Origin of the sequence: Pseudomonas sp. C9 (assembly GCF_002000165.1) — a bacterium.
Lineage (GTDB): Bacteria > Pseudomonadota > Gammaproteobacteria > Pseudomonadales > Pseudomonadaceae > Aquipseudomonas.
This window is the reverse complement of the sequence record NZ_MPAK01000002.1, coordinates 347,043-371,089: the sequence shown is the minus strand read 5'-3', so window position 1 is coordinate 371,089 and position 24,047 is coordinate 347,043. Positions and strand designations below refer to the sequence as shown.

Genomic DNA, 24,047 nt, shown 5'->3' with positions numbered 1-24,047 from the left:
CCACTTTCAGTGACCATCGGGCACCGTGAGCGCTTTGACGGCCTAGGGCCTGTCGCTATACTGCGCGTCAACTTCACGGACAAAAGAGCCGAGCGCAAGTGAACCGGCCCACGCCAGTAAAAACCGATAACTTCTTTCTGCTGATCTTCCGTGCACTGCGCCACCGCCGTGTACCGATTGCATTGCGCATCGCCAGCCATAACGTGATCCTGGTCGCCTTGGCCCTGGTGATCTACGCCTGTGTGATGGGTTTGCAGTTCAAGCAGGCCATGCATGAGCAGGCCGATGCGCTGGGCGAAAGCCTGACCACGCAGACGGCCACGTCCGCCACGGAGCTGTTGGTGTCCAACGACATCCTCAGCCTCAACGTGCTGCTCAACAACCTGACCAAAAACAAGCTGGTGGCCCACGCGGCCATTTATAGCGTGGATAACCGCATCCTCGCCGAAGCCGGTCAGCGTCCCAAGCACAGCCTGCTGGGCGAAGCCGAGGGCATGTACCAGAGCAAGATCACCTTCCAGGACGTGACCGCCGGGCAACTGCGCATCAGCCTGGACATGGATCAGTTCCAGCAGCCGATGACCATCAGCCTGCAAAGCATGGGCATTTTGAGTGCGATCCTGCTGGCATTGTCCCTGGCCCTGAGCCTGCGTTTGGGTCGGCACATCTCTACACCGCTGCTGCAATTACGCGTATGGCTGCGCAACATCGACGAATACACCCCGGCCACCGAGCGTCAGGATGAGATCGGCGATCTGGCCCGTCAGCTGCACGCCAATTTCGCTCCGGAGCCCGCCGAGCCGGAACCGCTTCCCGAGCCTGAAGACGACAGCGATTACGAAGACGCGGACGACAACGAGCCGACCTTCGAAGTACGCAACCTGCGTGACCCGAGTTTCGATGAAACCAAACCGGTAGCCAGCCTCAAACCGGCGCCACGGCACATAGTCAGCACCGTTGAAGACGACGATGACGACGATGCGTTCGCAGACCTGCGTGATGAGTCGGTCGCCAGCGCGCCGAAACCGGCAGCAAAACCGGTAATTTCCAATGTGCCGCAACACAGCGCCGTCCTGGCCGTGCAACTGGGCGCTCAGGATCAACTGCGTCGCCTGCCACGCACTCGTCTGGAAGAGCTGCTCAAACGCTATCGCGACTGTCTCGATCAGGCTGCCTCGCTCTATCAGAGCGAACTGCACACCCTGAACGATGGCAGCACGCTGATGCTGTTCCACACCGAAGACAGCGGCGATGACTACCTGACCAACGCGATCTGCTGCGGCGAGCTGCTGCGGGCGCTGGGCCATCAGTTGCAAATCGAGGTCGCGGACAGCGGCATTACCCTGCAATTGCAGCTCGGGCTGACACTGGGCGAGGAATTGTTCGGAATGAGTCAGATCGACCTGCTGCTGACCGAATCCGCCCAGGATGCCCTGGCCCTGTCGCAACACAGCCGCAACCTGCTGCTGGTGGAGCGCAAGATCAGTGACGACGTGCTGATTCGTCAACGCGCGCGGATTCGTCCGATTGCCAGCCCCGAGGGTGCTTGCTGCGTGGAGCGACTGATGGAACCTTATCCGTCGATGCTGGAGCGGCAACTGGCGCGGATGCATGAGCGCCGGGCGTAAGCCTTAGCCTGTAACAATGAAGCCCGCAGATGAGTGATCATCTGCGGGTTTTTTGTGGGTGCCATGTAGCAGCTGCCGAGCCTGCGAGGTTGCGTTCGCCTCGACCCGCGCTCGGGCTTGGGCTTGGGCTTGGGCTTGGGCTTGGGCCCAACAGGCGTAAGGGCAATGGGCTTATTCAGTCAGACTGTACTCACAGGATTTGCGAGGACTTCGTCCTCGAACGCAGCCTCGCAGGCTCGACAGCTGCTACACGCTCATTCAGAAACAACAAAGCCCGCACAGGGCGGGCTTTGCTTTGGATCAATCCAGGCTTAGAACCTGAACACTTCCATATCGGTCCGGATTGGCGATGCCATCGGGATTTTCGGCTGTTTCTCTTGCTCGGCCGCTGGAGCCACAGGCTTGGCAGCCGGTTTTTTTGGTGCTTCAGCGATTGGCGGCTGATTGGCCAATGGTTTGAGTGCCACCGACAATTGCTCGGCCAGGCGCTGCAACAACACGCCTTGGGCCTGTACCTGCGCTGCCGTACCACCCGCGTGCTGCTCTTGCAGGTGAATGATGCGGTTATCGCGAACCTGACCACGACGGTCGATCAAACGCCATTGCGCATCCAGGATGGCCGGTTGCGACGCGCCCGAATCCAGGCGAGTAATCGTCAGCAGTACCTGGACATCTGGCGTGAAACCGGTTGTGGCGGGCGCCAGCACAACACGCTGACTGTCCAGATGACCGGCGACCTGACGCAACAACAGCTGATCAATGTCAGAGGACAAGCTACCCGCCCAACGACCATCCGTCGACGCTTGCAGACTGCCATCGGGCTGACGCTGCAACAAGGTTTCACGTTGCAGGTAATCGGCGACCGTTACCGGGCCCAACAATACCGCCATACCCGCGCTTTGCGCAGGTGCAACCGGGCTTCCGCTGTCCAGTTGATACAGCGACACCGGCTGGTGAACGCTGCAACCCGCCAGGCCAAGAACGCCGGCGAGCATCAAAATAAAAGGAAGGCGCAGAGCAGTCATCGTCCCATCCAGGTGATTGCCACAAGGCTAACCACAGTGAAAATACTCAATAAATATGAAGAACGCTCGACCACGCCGGCGCTTGAAAGGCCATATCATCCGTGAATATGCGTTCCGACTCCAGCGCCAAAGCGTCGATCTACGCGTTAAATCGTAGATCGAGGCCTCTAGGACGCTTAATTGAGGTTTTCGACGAGCAGCGCATCTACCCTCTGAAAGCCCCGCGGCAACTTGTTACCACGACGCCCACGCTCACCTTTGTAGTGTTCGAGGTCGTCCGCTTTCAGTGACAAGGTACGTTTTCCAGCCTGCAGCACCAAAGTGGCACCCTCCGGCAGAACGGCGATGTCCGTCACATATTCTTCGCGATTGGCCACACGCTCACCGGTGATCCCGATGATCTTGTTGCCTTTGCCCTTCCCTAATTGTGGCAGGTCGCTGATCTTGAAGATCAGCAGGCGACCTTCGGTCGTCACCGAAGCCAGCCAGTTATTCTCGCGATCGGCCACCGGGCGCGGAAGAATGACCTTCGAGTTGCTCGGCAGGCTCAAGAGTGCCTTGCCGGCCTTGTTCTTGGCCTGGAAGTCTTCACCTTTGACCACGAAGCCATAACCGGCGTCGGAGGCAATCACGTACAGCGAATCATCTTCCGGCATCAGCACGCATTCGAAGCTTGCGCCTGGTGGTGGCGTCAGACGACCGGTCAGCGGTTCGCCCTGGCCGCGAGCCGACGGCAGGGTGTGCGCCGCCACCGAATAACTGCGCCCGGTGGAGTCGATAAACACCGCAAACTGGTTGGAGCGACCGGCCGCCAGCGCCTTGAACCCGTCCCCGGCCTTGTAGGAAAGCCCGGTGGCGTCGATTTCGTGCCCCTTGGCCGAGCGAACCCAGCCTTTTTCCGACAGCACGACGGTCACTTTCTCGTTCGGCAGCAGATCGTGCTCGGTCAGGGCCTTGGCCTCGGTCCGCTCGACGATCGGCGAACGACGGTCGTCGCCATAGGTTTCGGCGTCCTTGATCAGCTCGGTGCGCACCAGCTTTTTCAGCTTGGTTTCGCTGCCCAGCAGGGCTTGCAGCTTGGCTTGCTCCTTGAGCAACTCATCCTGCTCGTCACGCAGCTTCATCTCTTCCAGTCGTGCCAACTGACGCAAACGGGTGTCGAGGATGTAGTCGGCCTGGATTTCGCTCAGGGCGAAACGCGCGATCAGGGCGGCTTTTGGATGCTCCTCGGTCCGGATGATGTGAATCACTTCATCCAGGTTGAGGTAGGCAATCAATAAACCGTCCAACAGGTGCAAGCGACGCTCGACCTTGTCGAGGCGGAATTGCAGGCGGCGACGCACGGTCTGAACCCGGAACTCCAGCCACTCGACCAGCAGCGCACGCAGGTTTTTCAGCTGCGGCTTGCCGTCCAGGCCGATGATGTTGATGTTGACCCGGTAGCTCGACTCCAGCTCGGTGCTGGCGAACAGGTGCTGCATCAGTGCGTCGTGGTCAAAGTTTTTGCGTGCGCCCGGAATGATCACGATCCGGCACGGGTTTTCGTGGTCGGATTCGTCGCGCAGGTCAGCGATCTGCGGCGCCTTGGACGGCTTGGCCTGCATCATCGCGGCGATCTGTTCCAGCACCTTGGCACCGGAGACCTGATGCGGCAGCGCGGTCACGATGATGTCGCCATCTTCGATGTGGTACACGGCGCGCATACGCACCGAGCCCTTGCCGGTTTCGTACATTTTCAGCAGGTCGGCGCGCGGGGTGATGATTTCCGCTTCGGTCGGGTAATCCGGGCCCTGGATGTGTTCACAGAGCTGTTCGACCGTGGCTTTGGGCTCATCGAGCAAACGCACGCAGGCTGTCGCGACTTCGCGCAGATTATGCGGCGGCACGTCAGTGGCCATGCCCACGGCGATGCCGGTGGTGCCATTGAGCAGGATGTTCGGCAAACGTGCTGGCAACACCAACGGCTCGTCGAGGGTGCCGTCGAAGTTCGGGCCCCAGTCCGCAGTGCCTTGGCCCAGTTCGCTGAGCAGCACCTCGGAGTAACGGGACAGGCGTGCCTCGGTGTAACGCATGGCCGCGAACGACTTGGGATCATCCGGCGCACCCCAGTTACCCTGACCGTCGACCAGCGTGTAGCGGTAGCTGAACGGCTGGGCCATCAGGACCATGGCTTCGTAGCAGGCCGAGTCGCCGTGCGGGTGGAACTTGCCGAGCACGTCACCGACGGTACGCGCCGATTTCTTGTGCTTGGAATCGGCGTCCAGCCCCAACTCGCTCATCGCGTAGATGATGCGCCGCTGTACCGGTTTCAGGCCGTCGCCGATATGCGGCAAGGCACGGTCCATGATCACGTACATGGAATAATTGAGGTAGGCATTTTCGGTGAAGTCAGCCAGTGACCGGCGTTCTACACCGTCCAGGCTGAGATCAAGGGAGTCGCTCATGCGGGCCTCATCGGTTCGTTGTCTGGCGCAGCAACATGGTGCCACCGCGCTGGGTAAATTCAAGTTTGTTCAGTGCACTCATGCCGAGCAGCACCTGTTTGCCTTCCAGTCCTGGCGCGACCAGCGCGCGAACATCACGCAGCACAATATCGCCCAGTTGCAGCCGGTCGATGCGGGTGCGGTAGCCCTCGCTCAGACCATTGGCCGTGCTCAGGGTCACCCCGAAGCCTTGTTCCAGTTTCAGCCCTTCGGCCACGCTGGCCGGAATCGACACATCCGTCGCCCCGGTATCGAGCATGAAATCCACCGGGTGGCCGTTGATTGCGCCGCTGGCCACAAAATGCCCTTGGCTATTGCTGACCAGCTTCACTTCGATAAAACCTTCACCCTGTTCCGAGCTGACCACCACATTGGGGTTTTGCTGGCGCTCCTCCCATTGCCCGAAAAACCGTGTCGCCAGAAACAGCGCGGCACACCAGGCCAGCACCAACATGACCCGGCCGGCGCGTTTGCCCGGCGTTTGCTGGCTCACGGCTTGGCGCTCCAACCACCTTCAGGCACCGCGAAGCGCCAGACCACCGGGCGACTTTCGCCATCGGCGCGAGCACCGTTGTTGTTGTCGACACCGATCCAGACACCGTCAGCGTCCACGACCAACGCTTCTTCCAGCCCATAGTTCTGTGGATAACGACGGTTGGCCTGCAGCAGTTCTGCCGCATACGACCAGCAACGCTCGACTTTCACCGTTTGCAGATCGCGGCGGCAAATCTGGTACGCGTTGCGCTCAAGGGTGAACAGTTTGCCGTTGAACAACGATATATCGGAAAAATCCCGAGATACCGGTTTGGCATTGGGAAATTGCGGCGGCTGCATTTCCATGCCCGCCTCGCTCAGCAGCACACAGCCACCGTCGCAGTCCCATACCGTTTGTTTGCGCTTGATCGTCAACAATCCGCGGCTTTGGCGCTCGGCAGCGAACCACATCTGATCACCCGCCGGATTGATCGCCAAACCCTCGAACAGTGCATTGAATTGCAACAGCATGCCACTGGCCCGCGCTTCGCGAACCAGCATCGGCGAAATGTTCAGCCAGGTCGCCGGCCCCGTGAGCGGCACTTGCAGGACGGCCGCATGGCTTTCGCTGACAATGTAGCGATTGCCGGCGCCGTCACAGGTAATGGCTTCGAAATCCAGGTCGCCGCCACGTACGAAAGACGCCACCCAGGCCCGCGAACGCAAGCCCCAGGGCAAACCGCTGTCCGGCACCGGCGGCACACCGATGCGCACGGTTTCAGCCTGCCAGACCGTGTCGCGGGTATCGAGACGGTAGATTTGATCGTCGTCGCGATCGGAAACTGTCCACAGGTCTTTGCCGCACTGAGCCAGCCCCGACAGGTTGCCGCCGGGCATGCCGTCAATCGGATGCTCGGCGACCACGCGCAACTCTGGTGCCGGTTCGGCAGGAGCCAAAACCGGGGTCAGCAGTAACGCACACGCCAGGGCAAAGCCAAGCCGCATCAACCAAGAACCTCGGCCAGGTTGCCCTTGGATTCGAGCCAGGACTTGCGGTCACCGGCGCGTTTCTTCGCCAGCAGCATGTCCATCATTTCCGAGGTCGCCTCGAAGTCTTCCAGCGTCAGTTGCACCAGGCGCCGAGTGTTCGGGTCCATGGTGGTTTCGCGCAACTGCGGCGGGTTCATTTCACCCAGGCCTTTGAATCGGGTGACCTGCGGCTTGCCGCGTTTCTTCTCGGCGACCAGACGATCGAGAATGCCATCGCGCTCGGCTTCGTCCAGGGCGTAGTAAATCTCTTTGCCCAAGTCGATACGGTACAGCGGCGGCATCGCGACGTAGACATGGCCGGCATCGACCAACGGGCGGAAATGCTGGACGAACAAGGCACACAGCAACGTGGCGATGTGCAGACCGTCGGAGTCGGCGTCGGCGAGAATGCAGATTTTGCCGTAACGCAGCTGGCTAATGTCTGTGGCGCCCGGATCGACGCCAATGGCCACGGCGATGTTGTGCACTTCCTGGCTGGCCAGCACTTCGCTGCCGTCGACTTCCCAGGTGTTCAGAATCTTGCCGCGCAACGGCAGGATCGCCTGAAACTCTTTGTCCCGTGCTTGCTTGGCGGAACCGCCGGCGGAGTCACCTTCCACCAGGAACAGCTCGGAACGCATCGGGTCCTGCCCAGCGCAATCGGCCAGTTTTCCCGGCAGCGCCGGCCCTGCGGTGATGCGCTTGCGTTCGACCTTCTTGCTCGCCTTGAGGCGACGGCCGGCGTTGTTGATCGCCAGTTCGGCCAGCAGCATGCCGGTTTCCGGGTTGGCGTTGAGCCACAGGCTGAAGGCGTCCTTGACCACACCGGAAACGAACGCCGCCGCTTCACGGGACGACAGGCGTTCTTTGGTCTGGCCGGAAAATTGCGGTTCCTGCATTTTCATCGACAGAACGAAGGCGATGCGCTCCCACACGTCTTCCGGCGCCAGCTTCACGCCGCGCGGCAGCAGGCTGCGGAATTCGCAGAACTCACGCATCGCATCGAGCAAGCCCTGACGCAAACCGTTGACGTGGGTGCCGCCCTGGGCCGTCGGAATCAGGTTGACGTAGCTTTCCTGAACCGCGTCGCCACCTTCCGGCAGCCACAACAGCGCCCAGTCGACCGCTTCTTTATTACCGGCCAGGCTGCCGCAGAACGGTTCGTCCGGCAGGCGTTCGAATTCGCTGACGGCGTCTACCAGGTAGGAGCGCAGGCCATCCTCGTAATGCCACTCGACTTTTTCACCGGTGGCCTTGTCTTCAAAACTGACCAGCAACCCCGGGCACAGAACAGCCTTGGCCTTGAGCACGTGCTTGAGGCGGCTGATGGAGAATTTCGGCGAATCGAAGTATTTCGGGTCCGGTGCGAAGAACACGCTGGTCCCGGTGTTGCGTTTACCGACCGTGCCGATCACTTCCAGCTCGGTTTTCTTGTAACCATCGGCGAACGTCATCTGGTATTCGTTGCCGTCACGCTTCACGCGTACCCGGACTTCGGTCGACAAGGCATTGACCACCGAAATACCCACCCCGTGCAGACCGCCGGAGAACTGGTAGTTCTTGTTGGAAAACTTGCCGCCCGCGTGCAGCTTGGTGAGGATCAGTTCGACCCCGGAAACACCCTCTTCAGGGTGAATGTCCACCGGCATGCCACGGCCGTCGTCACTGACTTCCAGGGAATGATCGGCGTGCAGGATGACTTGCACCGAGCTCGCATGCCCGGCCAAGGCTTCGTCGACGCTGTTGTCGATGACTTCCTGGGCGAGGTGGTTCGGCCGACTGGTGTCGGTGTACATGCCGGGGCGTTTGCGCACCGGGTCGAGGCCCGAGAGGACTTCGATGGCGTCTGCGTTATAAGAGCTAGCGCTGGGAGTGGCCATGGGGTCTCGTCGTCAAATGTTCGTGAAATAGAGGCGACGGTTCACAGTGCTGTGAAATCGATCGCCTGATACAAATCTGCGCCGATACCGGCAAAACTCAACATTGCCGGCAGTTGTGCGGCAAAGCCCTGGAAACTATGGTCGCCGCCGGCCTGAATGCGCAAGGCACAGGCTCGGTAATACTGCTGGGCCAGGCGATAGTCCAGCGTTTCGTCGCCGGTCTGCAACCACACCTGATACCGCTGCGGGTCTTGGGGCGCCGGCACTTCCAGCTCGGCCAGGGCCGTCACGTGGTCGTGGGTCATTTCCCAAGTCTCATCGGTATACAGGTTTTTCTGCGTTCCCAGGAACCCGTCGAACATCCGGTGCGGACTGACGGCAGGGTTGATCAGCAAAGCCTTGAGGCCATGGCGCTCGGCCAAGTGAGTGGCATAGTAGCCGCCGAGTGAGCTGCCGACCAGCAGTGGCCGCCCCAGCTCTTCAATCGCCTGCTCCAGCTGACCGATGGCTTCGCGTGGGTGGTGGTGCAAGGCCGGGACACGCAGTTGATCGCTCAAGCCCAGCCGGTCCATCACTTGCATCAACTGCGTAGCCTTTTTTGAGGCCGGCGCGCTGTTGAAACCGTGGATATAAAGGATCGAACCGGACATTTGAGCTCCCTGTGCGTCGGGTAAAGAGGCGCAGTTTACAGGGAGATGGGGGGATCGGGGATATCCTCGGGATTCGAGGTGTTTGTACTGACGCCTTCGCGAGCAAGACCGCTTCCACAATGGATTGGCGTCGTAGACAAATCCCCTGTGGGAACCTGCTCGCGAAGAACGATGACTCGGTCCAACAGTTACGTCGGATCGACGTTATCCAGCGCCCGATTCACCGCCAGTTCGGCCAGCATGACCAGCTGCTGAATTGCCATCGCCGTATGCCGGTCAGGCCCAAGCAGACGCGCCGCAAAATCGCTGGCCATCACACTCGCCGAAGCCAGTGATTCACAGGAATGGGCCAAAAGACTTTCCGTGTCCATGTCGGGGACGATCATGTACATCGTGCTGGGTTTGCGGGTGGGGGGATTGGGAGTTGGTTTGAACATAGCCGTACTCCAGAGGAAGAGTGGAGCCACTTACAAATTACCGCGAAGCAATTTGGGTGGCAGCTGTACGCAGGTTCGCGGACCGACCCTCTGGCAACTCGGCATACCCGAAGGTATCCCGCGCACAGCCGCCATGACACGAAACGACAGACAGCCAAAAGCGCTGTCGTTAGGCGGGGGCGATTATGCCTGAGAAAACGGACCGCGAAGCCCGATCGCTGAATGTGTCAGCGACAGACCAAAGGTCAGAGATGCCACGTCCGACGGACAACCTGAAAATATCGCGGGAAGGTTCTGAAATTTTTGCTGACCATTAAACAGCGCCGCCAGTGAGCCCGCCTTCGCGAACAGGCTCGCTCCTACAGGGAATGATGTACATCGGCTAGAAATTGGTCGGCTGTCAGGCCGCCATCGCTGGCAAGCTGAACTGGTCAAGTAATCTCGGACACCGATTACGGTGTTTATGCCGCTTTTTGCTCCATGGCTATTGGCGACAGGTAGTCGTTATAGCTATGGAGTCTGGTGCGGTTGTAGTACATGAAGAAGCGCACGATATCGGTTTTGGCTTCCTCGATCAGGCTGTAACCGCCACGAGGCACCCACTCTGACTTGAGCGTGCCGAAAAAGCGTTCTGTCGGCGCATTATCCCAGNTGACTGGCTGCCCTTCACGTTCCTTACGAACCTGATCGACCCAGCGCCGTAAAGCGGTGGGCCCGATATCCAGCGATGCACAAACATCTGAAACCGGGCAGTTATCATCAAGCACCATGCTGGCAGCATGAAGCTTGAACTCGCGCGTATAGACCTTTCTTTCGTTCATGGAGCCTCCAAGTTGGCGAAATCATATCGCCCTTAAGAGGTGTCCGAAATTATTAGGCCAGTTCAAGCCAGCTCCCACAGGGGATTGGTGTACATCAGCAAGATATCGGTCGGCTGTCAGGCCGCCATCGCTGGCAAGCCAGCTCCCACAGGGGATTGGTGTACATCAGCAAGATATCGGTCGGCTGTCAGGCCGCCATCGCTGGCAAGCCATGCTCCTACAGGGAATGAGTAAACCGGCCGCTTCTCACCACTCATCAGGCCGAGCGTTAGCTCGCCTGCAGCCCTTGATCTTGATCCACCCGCCCCTTCGGGAGGCTGAGTGGAGGTGTTCATCCGGGGAGTGGCGCGCAGCGCCGTTCGACGCAGTCGAACACGCTGCATGTAGGTCGAAGCGAAGCCGACCGGAGGGCAGTGTCCCCGGAGGGATACCGGAGCGAAGGAACGCCGAGCCCCAGCGAGGGGCCGGACGCTCGGGGCGAGCCTTTTTTTGCTTACTTTTTTTTGGCGTTTGAAAAAAACCCTAAGCCGCCGTTACCGCAGCAACGGATATGCACCCAAAAACTCAGTAGCCGTTGGAGCCGTAATCAACCTGAAAATCAAACCCGGTGACCCGTTCGACACCGGTTTCGATCCGCCCATCGGGCAACAACCGCAACCAGCGATACCCCGGCGCCTGCTCCCCGACCTTGAAATCATCGCTGCCCGGCTCGAACTGAATGCAGGTCGACGGCGAGGCAATCAGGCGAACGCCCTTACGCAGCTGATCGATCTCTTGATGCACATGCCCCCACAAAACCGCCCGCACCTGCGGAAAACGATCGAGCACCGCAAACAACGCCTCAGGGTTGCGCAACCCGATCGGCTCCATCCAGGCACATCCGATCGACACCGGATGATGGTGGAAGCAGACCAGATGATGCCGATCCGGCGCCTCACTCAGTGATCGAGCCAGCAACTGCAACTGCTCATCCTGCAAATAGCCCGGCACTGAACCCGGCACGGCGGAATCCAGCAGCGTGACCCGCCAATTGGCGACGTCCACCACCGGCTCAAGCAATGCGCTCTGCACTGCGGCCTCGGCCATGATCATCGGTTCATCGTGATTGCCGGGAATCCAGCGCGCCGGGGCGTCGAGTTGCCGTGTCAGGTCGCGAAATAGCTGATAAGACTCCAGCGTTCCGTCCTGGGAGAGATCGCCACTGGCAATGATCAAGTCGATATGCGGCTGCTGAAGCTGCACCAATTCGATCACTTTTTGCAGGCTGTCCCGGGTGTTCATGCCCAGCAACGTCCCGTCCGCTTCGGCGAACAAATGGCTGTCGGAGAGTTGCACCAGCAACGCCGGATCGGCGGTGGTCAATGTGGATACGCTCGGCAAGGCGTTCTCCCAGGGCTGAATCACGGGTGTGGATAGGTGCCGCAATTATGCTGGGGGACGATCAAAAGAGGAAACCCGTGAACCGGACGCAGTTCACAACTAGGGCGCTCAACGCACAACCGCGTACTCGTGCCCGCAGGCCAGACAATGGCTGAGCCACTCCCCCAAGAACATGTTCAATTGGGCTTTTTCGTCCGGCTGATGCATCGAGGCGTTCGGGTAAGGATAGACACCACGAAATCGCCGGGCATGCTCGGCGCTGACGACTTCGGCCATGCAGGCGTCGTGATAGACCTGCACTTCCAGTTGCGGTACCGGCAGCCAGGGCAGGCTGTGTTCCTGGCGCACTTGCAGGGTCGTGGTGTACGGACAGACCTGCACCACTTCCAGCGCCAGCACGCCGAGCATCTGTTCACCGTGAGTCACGGCAATGCGCCGCGCCGCCGGCTCGTCGCGCATGTCTGGCAACAGTCGCATCAAGCGTGCGTAGTTGGCCTCGCAGGAAGCTTGCAGCCCCGCAAGGTCCACCCGATAACGATCGCGCAGCTTGTTTACGACCATAACCCCCTCACTTCAGCGCGGTTTAAAGCTAACCATTGCAAGGCAATGATGCTGGCCGCGTTGGCAATTCGTCCGTCACGCACGGCCTGCAAGGCATCTTCGAACGCCCAGACCGTGACGCGGATATCTTCAGCTTCTTCCTCCAGCCCATGCAGGCCGCCAACCCCGGTGGTTTCGCAGCGCCCCAGGAACAGGTGCACAAACTCGTTACTGCCGCCCGGCGACGGGAAATATTTGAGCATCGGCCAGAGCGCCCCGAACACAAGCCCAGCTTCCTCCTGCCCCTCACGGTGAGCAACTTCTTCCGGCACTTCTTCCTTATCGATCAGACCAGCGACCAGTTCGATCAGCCACGGGTTGTCGGTCTTGCCCATGGCGCCGACGCGAAACTGCTCGATCAGCACCACTTCGTCGCGCTGCGGATCGTACGGCAGTACGCATACCGCATCGTGGCGAACAAACACTTCACGATCGATTTCGCGACTCATGCCACCGGCGAACAGTTCGTGGCGCAAATGCACACGGTCGAGCTTATAAAAGCCTTCGTAGCATTTTTCGCGCCGCACGATATCCACGGCGGTCGGAATGGCGTTGGCAAAATCAGTCATGACAATCCTCTTTACTGCAAATCCGTTACGAGGTTCCTTTTTGTGACTTGCAACCTCGACTTCGCGCCATCCTAACGCGCCCGCGACATTTGATGCAGCCCCTTTCCCGTCAGCGGGATAGACGGTGAGGGCGAAACCAACTCTAATTAGCTTAGTGGCGAACTGACTGCTTCGTTGATAGTCGAAGCGGATAACTTTTTGCCTTCCCCTGTTTTACAAAGGACGCCCATGTCGCTTTTTAAAATCGCCTCCGTGGCCGCAATCGCCCTGACGCTGGGCGCCTGCCAGAGTCTGTTTCAGCCCAACTACCGGGCGCCGCTGGAAACGACCCGCGATGCCGCCGAAACCCTGAAACCGGGTTGCACTACCCCCGATTGCCCGCTGGTGAACATCGATACCGTGCACTTTCCCGCCGAACCGCAATTGGACGGCATCGTCGAAAAACGCTTGCTGCTATTGACGCGCACCTCACCGGACGCCCCGGTGGCACCGACGCTGGCAGCCTATCGCGATGAGTTTTTGCGCACGGCCAGCCCGCGCACCAGCAGCTATTTGCAAGCCAAGGTACGTGAGCAGCATGACGGCTTGGTGATCGTCGAGTTTTCCAGCTACCTGGACACCGGCGGCGCGCATGGCACGCCGGGCCGCAGCTTTATCAACTATTCACGCCAGCAGCACAAAGTGCTGACGCTGTCGGACATGCTGGTTCCGGGTCAGGAAGAGGCGTTCTGGAAGGCGGCACAAGTCGCGCATAACAGCTGGTTGATCAGCACCAAGCTCGATCAGGAACCAGAGTTCGTGAAGAGCTGGCCGTTCCAGAAAACCCAGAACGTGGCGCTGACCTACGGCGGGGTGATCCTCAAGTACGAAACCAGCACCATTGCGCCTTACGCGCTGGGCCATATCGAACTGAAGATCCCTTACCCACGCCTGAACGGCATCATCAAGCCCGAGCTGTTTCCCGGCCGTAACTGAAGGCTCGGCCCAATACCAGTTGCAGTAGCCCTGCCAGAATCAATGACGGCAGGGTTGCGCCGATGTCCGGATACAGATTGGCCAGCAAATGATAGGTGCTCACCCCGCCCAGCCAGGCGAGCAACGCCGGCCAGCGCAATGCGGCTGACGCGACTTGGGCACTGCGTTTGCGCAGGATGAAGTGATCCACCAACACCACGCCGAACAGCGGCGCAAACACCGAACCGATCAACAGCAGGAAATTCTGGTACTGGGCCAGTGGCGCCAGGCAGGCGATCAGCGTGCAGATCACGCCGATGGCCAGCGCCAGATGCTCGACTTTCAAGCGCAACAGAATCCCGCTGGAAACGGCCGCCGAGTGAATATCGGCGAAGGCGTTTTCCGACTCGTCCAACAGGATAAGCAGCAGCGGAATACCCAGGCCGGCACCGGCCAACGCCAACAGCAAGGCATTCACTTCACCACTCGGCGCGAACGCCAGGGTGTAAGCCACGCCCAGGCTCATCAGCCAGAAATTACCAATAAAGAAGCCAATGGCCGTGCCACCGAACACGTTTTTCGCACGCTTGCCGAAACGCGAGTAGTCGGCAATCAGCGGTAGCCACGACAGCGGCATCGCGATCGCAATGTCGAAGCCCACGGCGAACGGCATCGAACCATCGCCGGCCTGCGCCCACAAAGCGGCCAGATCGGCTTTGGCGAACAGGTTCCAGGTCAGCCAGATGCACGCCGCCAGCAACAGCCAGATGCCCCACTTGCGCAGGATTTGCCGTACGAATGTGAGTGGCCCGCTGACCGCCAGCAAGGTCGCCAAGGCGCCGAAGAACAAAGTCCAGAGCAGTGGATTCGACAGCAGGCTGCCTTCGCTGAACGCCCGCGCACCCAACAGGCTGGCGGCGTCGCGCATGACGATGATTTCGAACGAGCCCCAACCGATCAGTTGCAGCAGATTCAGCACGGCCGGCAGGCTCGCGCCACGTTTGCCGAGGCTGAGTTTGAGCGCGGCCATGGACGACAGGCCCGTGTCGCTGCCGATCACGCCGACCGCAGCCAGCAGCAGAACGCCGACCAGCGTGCCGAGGAAGATGGCCAGTAACGAACCGGACAGGCCCAGGCCTGGCGCCAGCAGCGCACCGGTCTGGAGCACCATCAGGCCAATGCCGAGGGAGAACCACAGGGAAAACAGATCGCGCCCGCCGAAGACACGCTTGTCGGTCGGCACGGCGATATCGGGAGAATAGGTACTGGGTTGAATGCTCAAGGGTGTTATCTCAGAGGGACATTTGTTGTTGTGTTGACCATCGAACCTGTAGGAGCAAGGCTTGCCCGCGATGGCGATCTCGAGGACGCCATCGCGGGCAAGCCTTGCTCCTACAAAAAAACAGCGCCAGCCTTGAGAGACCGGCACTGCCAGTCAGATCAAACCTTCTTGTACAGCTGACTGCCTTCCTGCTTGAACCGCTCAGCCTGATCCGCCAATCCCTGGGCGACGTCGGCATCAACGGTGTCGATCCGCTGGTTGGCCGCGTATTCGCGGACTTCCTGAGTGATCTTCATCGAGCAGAATTTCGGCCCGCACATGGAGCAGAAGTGCGCGACCTTGGCCGAATCCTTCGGCAGGGTTTCATCGTGATACGAACGGGCAGTGTCTGGATCAAGGCCCAGATTGAACTGGTCTTCCCAGCGGAATTCGAAACGCGCCTTGCTCAAGGCATTGTCGCGGATCTGTGCGCCCGGATGCCCCTTCGCCAGATCGGCGGCATGCGCGGCGATCTTGTAGGTGATGATCCCGGTCTTCACGTCATCCTTGTTCGGCAGGCCCAGGTGTTCCTTCGGCGTGACGTAGCACAGCATCGCGCAACCGAACCAGCCGATCATCGCCGCACCGATACCCGAAGTGATGTGGTCATAGCCTGGTGCAATGTCGGTGGTCAGCGGGCCGAGGGTGTAGAACGGCGCCTCGTCGCAGCATTCCAGCTGCTTGTCCATGTTCTCTTTGATCAACTGCATCGGCACGTGGCCCGGGCCTTCGATCATGCACTGCACGTCGTGCTTCCAGGCGATTTTGGTCAGCTCGCCCAGGGTTTCCAGCTCTCCGAATTGCGCGGCGTCGTTGGCGTCGGCAATCGAGCCCGGACGCAGGCCATCGCCCAGCGAGAAGCTGACGTCGTAAGCCTTCATGATTTCGCAGATGTCTTCGAAATGGGTGTAGAGGAAGTTTTCCTTGTGGTGCGCCAGGCACCACTTGGCCATGATCGAACCGCCACGGGAAACGATACCGGTCACGCGCTTGGCGGTCAGCGGCACATAGCGCAGCAACACGCCGGCGTGGATGGTGAAGTAGTCAACGCCCTGCTCGGCCTGTTCGATCAGCGTGTCGCGGAACAGCTCCCAGGTCAGGTCTTCGGCAGCGCCGCCGACTTTTTCCAGGGCCTGATAGATCGGAACGGTACCGATCGGCACCGGCGAGTTACGGATGATCCACTCGCGGGTTTCGTGAATGTGTTTGCCGGTGGACAAGTCCATGACCGTGTCCGAACCCCAGCGAATGCCCCAGGTCAGTTTCGCCACTTCTTCTTCGATGGACGAACCCAGCGCGCTGTTGCCGATGTTGCCGTTGATCTTCACCAGGAAGTTACGGCCGATGATCATCGGTTCCAGTTCGGTGTGGTTGATGTTGGCCGGAATGATCGCGCGACCACGGGCGATTTCGTCACGGACGAATTCGGGGGTGATGATTTTTGGCACGCTGGCACCGAAGCTGTGGCCGGCGTGTTGCTGGTCCAGCAGGCCGGCAGCGCGGGCCACTTCCAGCTTCATGTTTTCGCGGATGGCGACGTATTCCATCTCGGCGGTGATGATGCCTTTACGGGCGTAGTGCATCTGGCTGACGTTGGCGCCAGCCTTGGCGCGGCGCGGGTTGTTGACGTGAGCAAAACGCAGCTTGGTCAGCTCGGCATCGGCGAGGCGTTCCTGACCGAAGTTGGAGCTCAGGCCCGCCAGGCGCTCGGTGTCGCCACGGGACTCGATCCATGGCGAGCGCACATCGGCCAAGCCTTTGCGCACGTCGATGATGACGTTGGGGTCGGTGTACGGGCCCGAGGTGTCGTACACAACCACCGGCGCGTTGATCTCGCCGCCGAAGTCCGTCGGGGTCACATCAAGGCTGATTTCGCGCATCGGTACGAGGATGTCCGGACGAGAGCCCTGGACATAGATTTTTTGCGAGCGGGTAAACGGCTGAACCGATTGTTGATCGACTTGGGCCGAATCACTCAGGTTCGTTATGTTTTTTGGTTTTATCGTCATCACGGGCTCTCCGAACACATCCAGGCAGTGGATTTTTGTCGGAGCGAACCTGTAAACGAATGGACGCACGTGCGCTGGGGAAACCAGCTGTGCTGTGCTCAGTGCTCGAGGGGTGTTCGATTGTCGAACAACATCCCGGACGAAGCACAAGAGGACTCGCCGGGGGACGAGAAATCTTGTTCCCTACGCAGGCGCTAACCTGATCAGGTTCAACGGGATCCGAAATTATTCGATCTCAGCCTCATAGCAAGGCACCCCGACAAGAACCCGGCCAGTCTAGACACAACCGGCAAAGAACGCCAACACCGCTGCAAACACCGTGATGAATGGCGCATACAGGATTGTTGCCGCCCTCGTGCACAACTACACTCGCTACGCCGAGCCATGCATTGACGTGGTACGAGCCGCGCCTCAGACTCGGCGCTCAAATTACTTATGTAATATTAATTCTAGGGAACGCCTATGCTGCGCAAACTTTCACTGGCCCTTGCCGTGTCTTGTGCGTCTTATGGAATGGCCTGGGCAGCAGAAGCGCCCTTATCGACCAGGAACGACCTGGTCAGCGTCTACCAGGAAGCGAAGAACAACAACGCCGACCTTGCGGCGGCCATCGCTCAATACGGTGCCCAGAAAGAAGTCGTGCCCCAGGCGCGTGCCGGCTTGCTGCCCAACCTCTCGGGCGGCGCCGACGTTGCCAATGTGCGCACGGCAATCGATCAGCCTTCGTCGACGGCCAACCGCAATGCACGCTCGTATCAGGCCACCCTGGCACAGCCGCTGTTTCGTGCCGATCGCTGGTTCCAGTTCCAGGCAGCCAAGGAAGTCAATGAACAGGCCGCCCTGCAACTCTCGGCCACCGAGCAAAACCTGATCCTGCAAACCGCTGAAAACTACTTCAATGTGTTGCGCACACAGGACAACCTGGCGTCGACCAAGGCAGAAGAAGCGGCGTTCAAACGCCAGCTCGACCAGTCCAACGAGCGTTTTGACGTTGGCCTGTCGGACAAGACCGACGTGCTGAACTCACAAGCCAGCTACGACACTGCACGCGCCAACCGAATCGTTGCACAGCGTCAGGTGGATGACGCGTTTGAAGCGCTGGTCACCCTGACCAACCGTCAGTACAACTCGATCTGGGGCATCAGCCATAAACTGCCGATCCTGCCGCCGGTGCCGAACGACGCCAAAGCCTGGGTCGAAACGGCGGCTCGGCAGAACCTGAATTTGCTGGCCAGCAACTACGCCGTCAGTGCCGCCGAAGAAACCCTCAAGCAGCGCAAGTCCGGTCACTTACCGACCCTCGACGCCGTAGCGAAATATGAAAAAGGCGACAACGACGCGCTGGGGTTCAGCAACCCGAACAACCTTCCCCAGGCCTACGGTGGCGACGTCGAGCAAACGACAGTGGGACTGCAACTGAGCATCCCGATCTACAGCGGCGGCCTGATCACCTCGCAAGTGCGTCAATCGTACTCACAGCTGGACCAGACCGAGCAGCAACGCGAATCCTTGCGTCGGCAAATCGTCGAAAGCACCCGCGACCTGCATCGCGCGGTGAATACTGACGTTGAGCAGGTACAGGCGCGCAAGCAGTCGATCATCTCCAACCAGAGTGCGGTGGAAGCGACCGAGATCGGTTATCAGGTGGGGACACGCAACATCGTCGACGTACTGGACGCGCAGCGCTCGCTATACACCTCGGTGCGCGACTACAACAACACCCGCTACGACTACATCCTCGACAACCTGCGCTTGAAGCAGCAGGCCGGCACGCTGAACCCGGGGGATCTGGAAGACTTGAAACGCTTCCTCAAGGCTGACTACAACCCCGACAAGGATTTCTTGCCGCCCGACCTGGCCAAGGCCGCGGAAGAGCAACTCAAGTCACGACCGCCCACCCAGTAATACTTGCGGCGAGGGGGCATGCCCCCCCTCGCGACACATTAACGGCCGATCAAACGCCCCAACCCATCCAGCAAACGCTGCAACGCGCCTTGATTGGTGCGCATCACTTTCAACCCCGCCTCTGCCATCCGCTGCGCATCGCGCGGCAACTCGAACAGCCGCTGCACCGCCAGCGCCAGACCTTCAGCATCCTCCACCTCCTGCAACGCCCCGGCACTGCGCAATTGCGCGGCGATTTCGAGGAAGTTGAACAGGTGCGGGCCACTCAGGACAGGTTTGGCCAGTGCTGCTGGCTCCAGCAGATTATGCCCGCCATTCGGCACGAGACTGCCGCCCACAAAAGCACTGTCGGCCAAGGCGTAGAGAAACAGCAACTCGCCCATGGTGTCTCCCACCAGCACCGATGACGCCGAGGTCACCGGCTCGCCGCTGGAGCGACGCAGCGCTGTAAAGCCCTGTTGCTGACACAGGTCGAACACCGCGTTGAAACGCTCCGGGTGGCGCGGTACCAATATCAGCAAGGCATCGGGATGATTGGTCAACAGCTGACGATGAGCCGCAAGGACCACCTCGTCTTCGCCTTCATGGGTACTGGCGGCAATCCATACCGGTCGTTCCTGGGCCTGCCATTGCGTGCGTAGCTCGACGGCACGTTGCAGCAATTGTGGGTCGATGGTCAGGTCGAACTTGATCGAGCCAGTAACTTCCACGGTGTCCGGGCGGGCGCCCAACTCGCGAAAGCGCTGGGCTTCGGCCTCGGTCTGTACCGCGAACAGGCTCATCTCGGCGAGCATCGGTTGGGTCAGTTTGCTGAAACGGCCATAGCCCTTGGCTGAGCGTTCAGACAGTCGCGCATTGGCCAATGCCACGGGAATATTGCGTTTGGCACATTGGTGAATGTGGTTGGGCCAGAGTTCGGTCTCCATGATCACTGCCAGCGTAGGCCGGACCCGATCAAGAAAGCGCGCGGCGGCGCAGGGCAAGTCGTAAGGCAAATAGCAGTGCTGGATGCGCGGCTCATTGGCGAACAAGGCCTGGATGCGCTCGGACCCGGTCGGGGTCATGCAGGTCACGGTAATGGGCAACTGTGGATAACGTTGCAACAGGGCGCGAATCATCGGCGCCGCGGCGATGCTTTCGCCCACCGACACCGCGTGCACCCAGATACCACCCGGCTTCATCACTGGCAGTCCGATGGAAAAGCGCTCGCCAATGCGCTTGGCGTACGCTGGCGCCTTACGCGCTCGCAGCCACAGCCGAATTGCTACCAGTGGCAGCCCCAGATAAAACAGCGCGGTGTAGAGAGTTCTATTCATGGCGGCGGAGTTTATCGGCTTTTCTCGCCGATCGTCTGCAAGTGCACGGCAAAACGTTCCGCTAGCCAACGCGCCGCCGGCCCGAGCGGCTCATCGCGACGCCAAACCAGTTCCACCACCAGCGCCGGCGGTGTCCATTCGCTGACCAGTTCAACCATCAGGCCCTGATACGCCGGGTACTGCACCACATGCCGTGGCAACCACGCCCAACCGAGACCGCGCACCAGCCATTCGGCCATCACGTAGAAGCTGTCGGCGCGCCAGACTTGCGGACTGGCCGGTTCACTGCCGGGATAGACGCTGGACTGTGTGGACATCAACAGCTGTCGATGCTGCGCCAGCGCCTGGCAATCGGCTTGAGCCTGTTTGGCGAGTGGGTGCCCGACGCCGCACACCGTGACCATCTCAACGCTGCCCAGCACCCGTCGTTCAAGGGCTTCGGGGATCTGGTCGTGATAAAACAGCAAACCCAGATCGGCCCGACGCTCCACCAGTTTGCGCGCCACATCGCCCTGGGCAGCGCTGGTCAGTTGCACTTCAAGGCTGGGAAATTTTTCGGCCAGGGCTTCAAAGCTTTCGATGATCGGCTGATAGGGCATGGCCTCATCCTGGGCCACCCGCAGACGCGCTTCCTGGCCGCGCATCATGGCCAGCGCACGGCCATTGAGGCGCTCACACTGACGCAACACTTCCCGCGCCTCTTCCAACAGGGCATTGCCGGCCTCGGTGAGTTTCGGCTGACGGCCACTGCTGCGGTCGAACAGGCTGACACCCAGGTCTTCTTCCAGCAACGCAATAGAACTGCTGACCGCCGACTGCGCCCTGCGCTGAAGACGCGCCACGGCAGAAAACGAACGCTGCTCCGCTACGCTGACAAACAGTTGCAGTTGCTCAAGATTCCATTGCATAGGCCAACCCATCTTCGTGGCAGATAGGTAATGACTTTACCGCATCTCAGCAGCCTCTAAAATGCCGACCATAGCAAGCAACACTTCACACGAGGATGCACCCATGACCGCTTACTACTACCTGGCCATCGCCATCTGCGCCGAAGTGATCGCGACCGTTTCGATGAAAGCCGTCAAAGGCTTCAGCACCCCACTGCCACTGATACTGGTAATCGTCGGCTACGGCATCGCCTTCTGGATGCTGACCCTGGTGGTGCGCAGCGTGCCGGTGGGCGTCGCTTACGCGGTATGGGCCGGCATGGGCATCGTGATGGTCAGCGTCGCGGCACTGTTTATCTACGGACAGAAGCTGGATGTGCCGGCGATGCTGGGGATGGCGCTGATTGTGCTGGGTGTCGTTGTCATCCAACTGTTCTCCAAAACCGCCGGCCACTGATACACCACTTTGTGTAGCAGCTGCCGAAGGCTGCGTCCGATTGCGAAGCAGTCGTAAAAACTGACAATAGACAATTCAGACAGATCGAAGGCGAGGACTTCGGTCGAGCGCGACCCCGGCTCGAATGCAGCCTTCGGCAGCTGCTACATAGCGCTTGGCATGAATCTGTATACTGCGACCTCGTCTTGAACACTGAGGTCGCCGCATGCCATCCGTTATTTCCACCGACGTTCTGATTGTCGGCGCTGGTGTCGCCGGCCTCTGGCTGAATGCGCGCCTGCGCCGCCAGGGTTTTTCGACCGTGCTGGTGGAAAGCGCCAGCCTCGGCGGCGGGCAGAGTGTGAAGTCCCAGGGCATCATCCACGGCGGCGCCAAGTACGCGTTGCATGGCGCCCTGACCGGGGCGTCGGAGGCGATTGCCGACATGCCGCGTCGCTGGCGTGAAGCGCTGGCGGGCGATGGCGAACTGGACCTGTCCGGCGTGCGCCTGTTGTCCCACGCCCACTACCTCTGGTCCCCCGGAACGATCGCCGGCAACCTCACCAGTTTCTTCGCCAGCAAGGCCGTGCGTGGCCGCGTCGATCAGGTCAAGGGCGATCAATTGCCACCGGCCCTGCAAGACAAACGCTTCAAGGGCAAGGTCTATCGCCTGGCCGAATTGGTGGTCGATGTGCCCAGCCTGATTCAGCGCCTGGCCGATCTGGCCGGTGATGGCCTGCTCGCCGGGCAGACCATCGAACCGCTGCTTGAAGGTGGCGTGCTGGTCGGCTTGAAAGTGGACGGCCGCGAGATTCGTGCACAACGCATCGTCCTCAGCGCCGGTGCCGGCACCGCGGCGTTGCTGGAAGCACTGGGGCTGAGCCAACCCGCCATGCAGCGACGGCCGCTGCACATGATCATCGCCAAAGGCCCGGGTCTCAAACCGCTGTACGCCCATTGCCTGGGCGGCGGCACCAAGCCGCGCCTGACCGTGACCACTCACCCGGCGGCCGATGGTCAGTGGGTCTGGTACATGGGTGGTGACATTGCCGAAGCCGAAGGCGTTGCCCGCGAACCCGCCGAGCAAATCGCCACGGCCCAGCATGAGCTCGGTCAGTTGCTGCCATGGATCGACCTGAGCACAGCGCAATGGGCCACCTTGCGCGTGGACCGCGCCGAGCCGCTGCAATCGGGGCTCACTCGCCCCGACAACGCGTTTGTCGCCGAACAAGGTCGGCTGCTGGTGGGCTGGCCAACCAAACTGGCGTTGGCGCCAGACTTCGCCGACCGGGTCATCGCCAGCCTGACGCGTGACGGCATCCAGCCAAGCCAGACCGCCCCGCTGCCGCCACTGCCAAAACCGCCGATGGGCGTGCCGGCCTGGGAGCAACTGCTGCCATGAGCCAACCGACCCTGCACGACCTGCATCGCCCACTGGGCAGCACCGGCCTGCTGGTTTCGCCACTGGGCCTGGGCACCGTCAAACTCGGCCGCGACCAGGGCGTGAAGTACCCCAACGGCTTCCAGATCCCCGACGATGACGATGCACGCAGCCTGCTCAAGCTCGCCCGTGACATGGGCATCAACCTGATCGACACCGCCCCGGCCTATGGCCGCAGCGAAGAACGCCTTGGCCCGCTGTTGCGCGGCCAGCGTCAAGACTGGGTGATTGTCAGCAAGGTCGGCGAAGAGTTTTGTGACGGCCAGTCGAGCCATGATTTCAGCGCTGCCCACACTCGACTGTCCGTAGAGCGCAGCCTGCAACGCCTGGAAACGGACTTTATCGACCTGGTGCTGGTGCACTCAGACGGTAACGATCTGTCGATCCTCAATGACAGTGAGGTTTATGCGACCCTCGCCGTGCTGAAGGCCGAAGGTAAAATTCGCGGTTTCGGTTTTTCCGGTAAAACCGTCGCCGGTGGTTTGAAGGCTCTGGAGCAAGGTGATTGCGCCATGGTCACCTACAATCTGAACGAGCAGAACGAGAAGCCCGTCATTGACTATGCTGCTGCTCACGGCAAAGCCATTCTGGTCAAAAAAGCCCTCGCCAGCGGTCATGTGTGCCTCAGTCCAGGCGTGGACCCGGTGCGCGCCAGCTTCGAGTTGTTGTTTGAACATCCCGGTGTAGCCAGTGCTATTGTCGGGACCATTAATCCGCTGCACCTCGCCCACAACGTTGCGACCGTTGCCCAGGTCCTCCGTAGAAACTGATGCCGCCCACGCGGCCTTAAGCAGGAGCCGAC

General features: G+C 60.3%; 20 protein-coding genes, 1 pseudogene and 1 riboswitch. Of the genes and pseudogenes, 6 read left to right on the top strand and 15 right to left on the bottom strand.

Annotated elements, in window-relative coordinates; translation table 11 throughout:
• Window positions 1-98: 98 nt before the first annotated feature.
• Window positions 99-1,628, top strand: a complete 1,530-nt coding sequence (locus tag BMS17_RS28575; RefSeq protein WP_077432364.1) for an AhpA/YtjB family protein — start codon at window positions 99-101, stop codon at window positions 1,626-1,628.
• Between the two features lie 311 nt (window positions 1,629-1,939).
• Here BMS17_RS28575 and BMS17_RS28570 read toward each other — a convergent pair whose 3' ends face one another.
• From BMS17_RS28570 to BMS17_RS28520, 11 genes and pseudogenes are all read right to left on the bottom strand, one after another.
• Window positions 1,940-2,653 (bottom strand): membrane integrity-associated transporter subunit PqiC, encoded by a 714-nt coding sequence (locus BMS17_RS28570; RefSeq protein ID WP_046028381.1) that lies wholly within the window; start codon window positions 2,651-2,653, stop codon window positions 1,940-1,942.
• 176 nt (window positions 2,654-2,829) lie between these two features.
• Entirely contained in the window at window positions 2,830-5,097 is a 2,268-nt protein-coding gene (parC, locus tag BMS17_RS28565; RefSeq protein WP_046028380.1) for a DNA topoisomerase IV subunit A, read from the bottom strand.
• Between the two features lie 7 nt (window positions 5,098-5,104).
• Window positions 5,105-5,629, bottom strand: a complete 525-nt coding sequence (locus BMS17_RS28560; RefSeq protein WP_046028379.1) for a TIGR02281 family clan AA aspartic protease — start codon at window positions 5,627-5,629, stop codon at window positions 5,105-5,107.
• On the bottom strand, window positions 5,626-6,615 hold the full coding sequence (locus tag BMS17_RS28555) for an esterase-like activity of phytase family protein (protein WP_046028378.1): 990 nt from the start codon (window positions 6,613-6,615) through the stop codon (window positions 5,626-5,628). Before BMS17_RS28555 ends, BMS17_RS28560 begins: the two co-directional genes overlap by 4 nt.
• A complete protein-coding gene (gene parE / locus BMS17_RS28550; RefSeq protein ID WP_077432363.1) occupies window positions 6,615-8,519 on the bottom strand; it encodes a DNA topoisomerase IV subunit B in 1,905 nt (634 codons plus the stop codon). Before parE ends, BMS17_RS28555 begins: the two co-directional genes overlap by 1 nt.
• 41 nt (window positions 8,520-8,560) lie before the next feature.
• Window positions 8,561-9,169: a YqiA/YcfP family alpha/beta fold hydrolase gene (locus BMS17_RS28545; protein WP_046028375.1), complete on the bottom strand. Its 609-nt coding sequence runs from the start codon at window positions 9,167-9,169 to the stop codon at window positions 8,561-8,563.
• 188 nt (window positions 9,170-9,357) lie between these two features.
• Window positions 9,358-9,576 (bottom strand): annotated as a pseudogene (locus BMS17_RS28540) (DUF6124 family protein); the annotation flags it as partial.
• A gap of 491 nt (window positions 9,577-10,067) precedes the next feature.
• Window positions 10,068-10,427: a transposase gene (locus BMS17_RS28535; protein ID WP_077432362.1), complete on the bottom strand. Its 360-nt coding sequence runs from the start codon at window positions 10,425-10,427 to the stop codon at window positions 10,068-10,070.
• Window positions 10,428-10,991: 564 nt separating this feature from the next.
• On the bottom strand, window positions 10,992-11,807 hold the full coding sequence (gene cpdA, locus BMS17_RS28530; RefSeq protein WP_077432361.1) for a 3',5'-cyclic-AMP phosphodiesterase: 816 nt from the start codon (window positions 11,805-11,807) through the stop codon (window positions 10,992-10,994).
• A 108-nt stretch (window positions 11,808-11,915) separates the two neighbouring features.
• Entirely contained in the window at window positions 11,916-12,368 is a 453-nt protein-coding gene (locus tag BMS17_RS28525) for a DUF1249 domain-containing protein (RefSeq protein WP_046028368.1), read from the bottom strand.
• Window positions 12,359-12,976, bottom strand: coding sequence for an NUDIX domain-containing protein (locus tag BMS17_RS28520; RefSeq protein WP_077432360.1), 618 nt, complete (start codon window positions 12,974-12,976; stop codon window positions 12,359-12,361). The genes BMS17_RS28525 and BMS17_RS28520 overlap by 10 nt, the downstream gene beginning before the upstream one ends.
• Window positions 12,977-13,204: 228 nt before the next feature.
• Here BMS17_RS28520 and BMS17_RS28515 point away from each other — a divergent pair, with 228 nt between their 5' ends.
• Window positions 13,205-13,951: an RsiV family protein gene (locus tag BMS17_RS28515; RefSeq protein ID WP_046028364.1), complete on the top strand. Its 747-nt coding sequence runs from the start codon at window positions 13,205-13,207 to the stop codon at window positions 13,949-13,951.
• Here the strand turns inward: BMS17_RS28515 and cytX are convergent.
• Both cytX and thiC read right to left on the bottom strand, forming a co-directional pair.
• Window positions 13,920-15,212, bottom strand: coding sequence for a putative hydroxymethylpyrimidine transporter CytX (gene cytX / locus BMS17_RS28510; protein ID WP_046028362.1), 1,293 nt, complete (start codon window positions 15,210-15,212; stop codon window positions 13,920-13,922). The two genes, BMS17_RS28515 and cytX, sit on opposite strands and share 32 nt — an antisense overlap.
• A 158-nt stretch (window positions 15,213-15,370) precedes the next feature.
• On the bottom strand, window positions 15,371-17,260 hold the full coding sequence (gene thiC / locus BMS17_RS28505; protein WP_046028360.1) for a phosphomethylpyrimidine synthase ThiC: 1,890 nt from the start codon (window positions 17,258-17,260) through the stop codon (window positions 15,371-15,373).
• Window positions 17,261-17,423: 163 nt separating this feature from the next.
• Window positions 17,424-17,529: riboswitch (TPP riboswitch) on the bottom strand.
• Window positions 17,530-17,722: 193 nt separating this feature from the next.
• Between thiC and BMS17_RS28500 the strand changes: the two genes are divergently transcribed.
• Window positions 17,723-19,165 (top strand): TolC family outer membrane protein, encoded by a 1,443-nt coding sequence (locus BMS17_RS28500; RefSeq protein WP_046028358.1) that lies wholly within the window; start codon window positions 17,723-17,725, stop codon window positions 19,163-19,165.
• Window positions 19,166-19,203: 38 nt separating this feature from the next.
• On the opposite strand, the gene waaA is transcribed toward BMS17_RS28500, so the two are convergent.
• Complete coding sequence (gene waaA / locus BMS17_RS28495; RefSeq protein WP_046028355.1) at window positions 19,204-20,481, bottom strand: lipid IV(A) 3-deoxy-D-manno-octulosonic acid transferase; 1,278 nt, start codon at window positions 20,479-20,481, stop codon at window positions 19,204-19,206.
• 11 nt (window positions 20,482-20,492) lie between these two features.
• On the bottom strand, window positions 20,493-21,389 hold the full coding sequence (locus tag BMS17_RS28490; protein WP_046028353.1) for a LysR family transcriptional regulator: 897 nt from the start codon (window positions 21,387-21,389) through the stop codon (window positions 20,493-20,495).
• Window positions 21,390-21,492: 103 nt separating this feature from the next.
• Between BMS17_RS28490 and BMS17_RS28485 the strand changes: the two genes are divergently transcribed.
• From BMS17_RS28485 to BMS17_RS28475, 3 genes are all read left to right on the top strand, one after another.
• A complete protein-coding gene (locus BMS17_RS28485) occupies window positions 21,493-21,825 on the top strand; it encodes a multidrug efflux SMR transporter (protein ID WP_008027887.1) in 333 nt (110 codons plus the stop codon).
• Between the two features lie 205 nt (window positions 21,826-22,030).
• The gene (locus BMS17_RS28480; protein WP_046028351.1) at window positions 22,031-23,206 is read left to right on the top strand and encodes an FAD-binding oxidoreductase; all 1,176 of its coding nucleotides are present in this window, start codon (window positions 22,031-22,033) and stop codon (window positions 23,204-23,206) included.
• On the top strand, window positions 23,203-24,015 hold the full coding sequence (locus BMS17_RS28475; protein ID WP_077432359.1) for an aldo/keto reductase: 813 nt from the start codon (window positions 23,203-23,205) through the stop codon (window positions 24,013-24,015). Before BMS17_RS28480 ends, BMS17_RS28475 begins: the two co-directional genes overlap by 4 nt.
• The last annotated feature ends 32 nt before the right edge of the window (window positions 24,016-24,047 follow it).

Coding starts and splice junctions, on each gene's coding strand:
- BMS17_RS28570 (WP_046028381.1), bottom strand. CDS start 2,653: ATGACTGCTCTGCGCCTTCCTTTTATTTTGATGCTCGCCGGCGTTCTT.
- parC (WP_046028380.1), bottom strand. CDS start 5,097: ATGAGCGACTCCCTTGATCTCAGCCTGGACGGTGTAGAACGCCGGTCA.
- BMS17_RS28555 (WP_046028378.1), bottom strand. CDS start 6,615: ATGCGGCTTGGCTTTGCCCTGGCGTGTGCGTTACTGCTGACCCCGGTT.
- parE (WP_077432363.1), bottom strand. CDS start 8,519: ATGGCCACTCCCAGCGCTAGCTCTTATAACGCAGACGCCATCGAAGTC.
- BMS17_RS28545 (WP_046028375.1), bottom strand. CDS start 9,169: ATGTCCGGTTCGATCCTTTATATCCACGGTTTCAACAGCGCGCCGGCC.
- BMS17_RS28525 (WP_046028368.1), bottom strand. CDS start 12,368: ATGGTCGTAAACAAGCTGCGCGATCGTTATCGGGTGGACCTTGCGGGG.
- BMS17_RS28520 (WP_077432360.1), bottom strand. CDS start 12,976: ATGACTGATTTTGCCAACGCCATTCCGACCGCCGTGGATATCGTGCGG.
- BMS17_RS28515 (WP_046028364.1), top strand. CDS start 13,205: ATGTCGCTTTTTAAAATCGCCTCCGTGGCCGCAATCGCCCTGACGCTG.
- thiC (WP_046028360.1), bottom strand. CDS start 17,260: ATGACGATAAAACCAAAAAACATAACGAACCTGAGTGATTCGGCCCAA.
- BMS17_RS28500 (WP_046028358.1), top strand. CDS start 17,723: ATGCTGCGCAAACTTTCACTGGCCCTTGCCGTGTCTTGTGCGTCTTAT.
- waaA (WP_046028355.1), bottom strand. CDS start 20,481: ATGAATAGAACTCTCTACACCGCGCTGTTTTATCTGGGGCTGCCACTG.
- BMS17_RS28490 (WP_046028353.1), bottom strand. CDS start 21,389: ATGCAATGGAATCTTGAGCAACTGCAACTGTTTGTCAGCGTAGCGGAG.
- BMS17_RS28485 (WP_008027887.1), top strand. CDS start 21,493: ATGACCGCTTACTACTACCTGGCCATCGCCATCTGCGCCGAAGTGATC.
- BMS17_RS28480 (WP_046028351.1), top strand. CDS start 22,031: ATGCCATCCGTTATTTCCACCGACGTTCTGATTGTCGGCGCTGGTGTC.
- BMS17_RS28475 (WP_077432359.1), top strand. CDS start 23,203: ATGAGCCAACCGACCCTGCACGACCTGCATCGCCCACTGGGCAGCACC.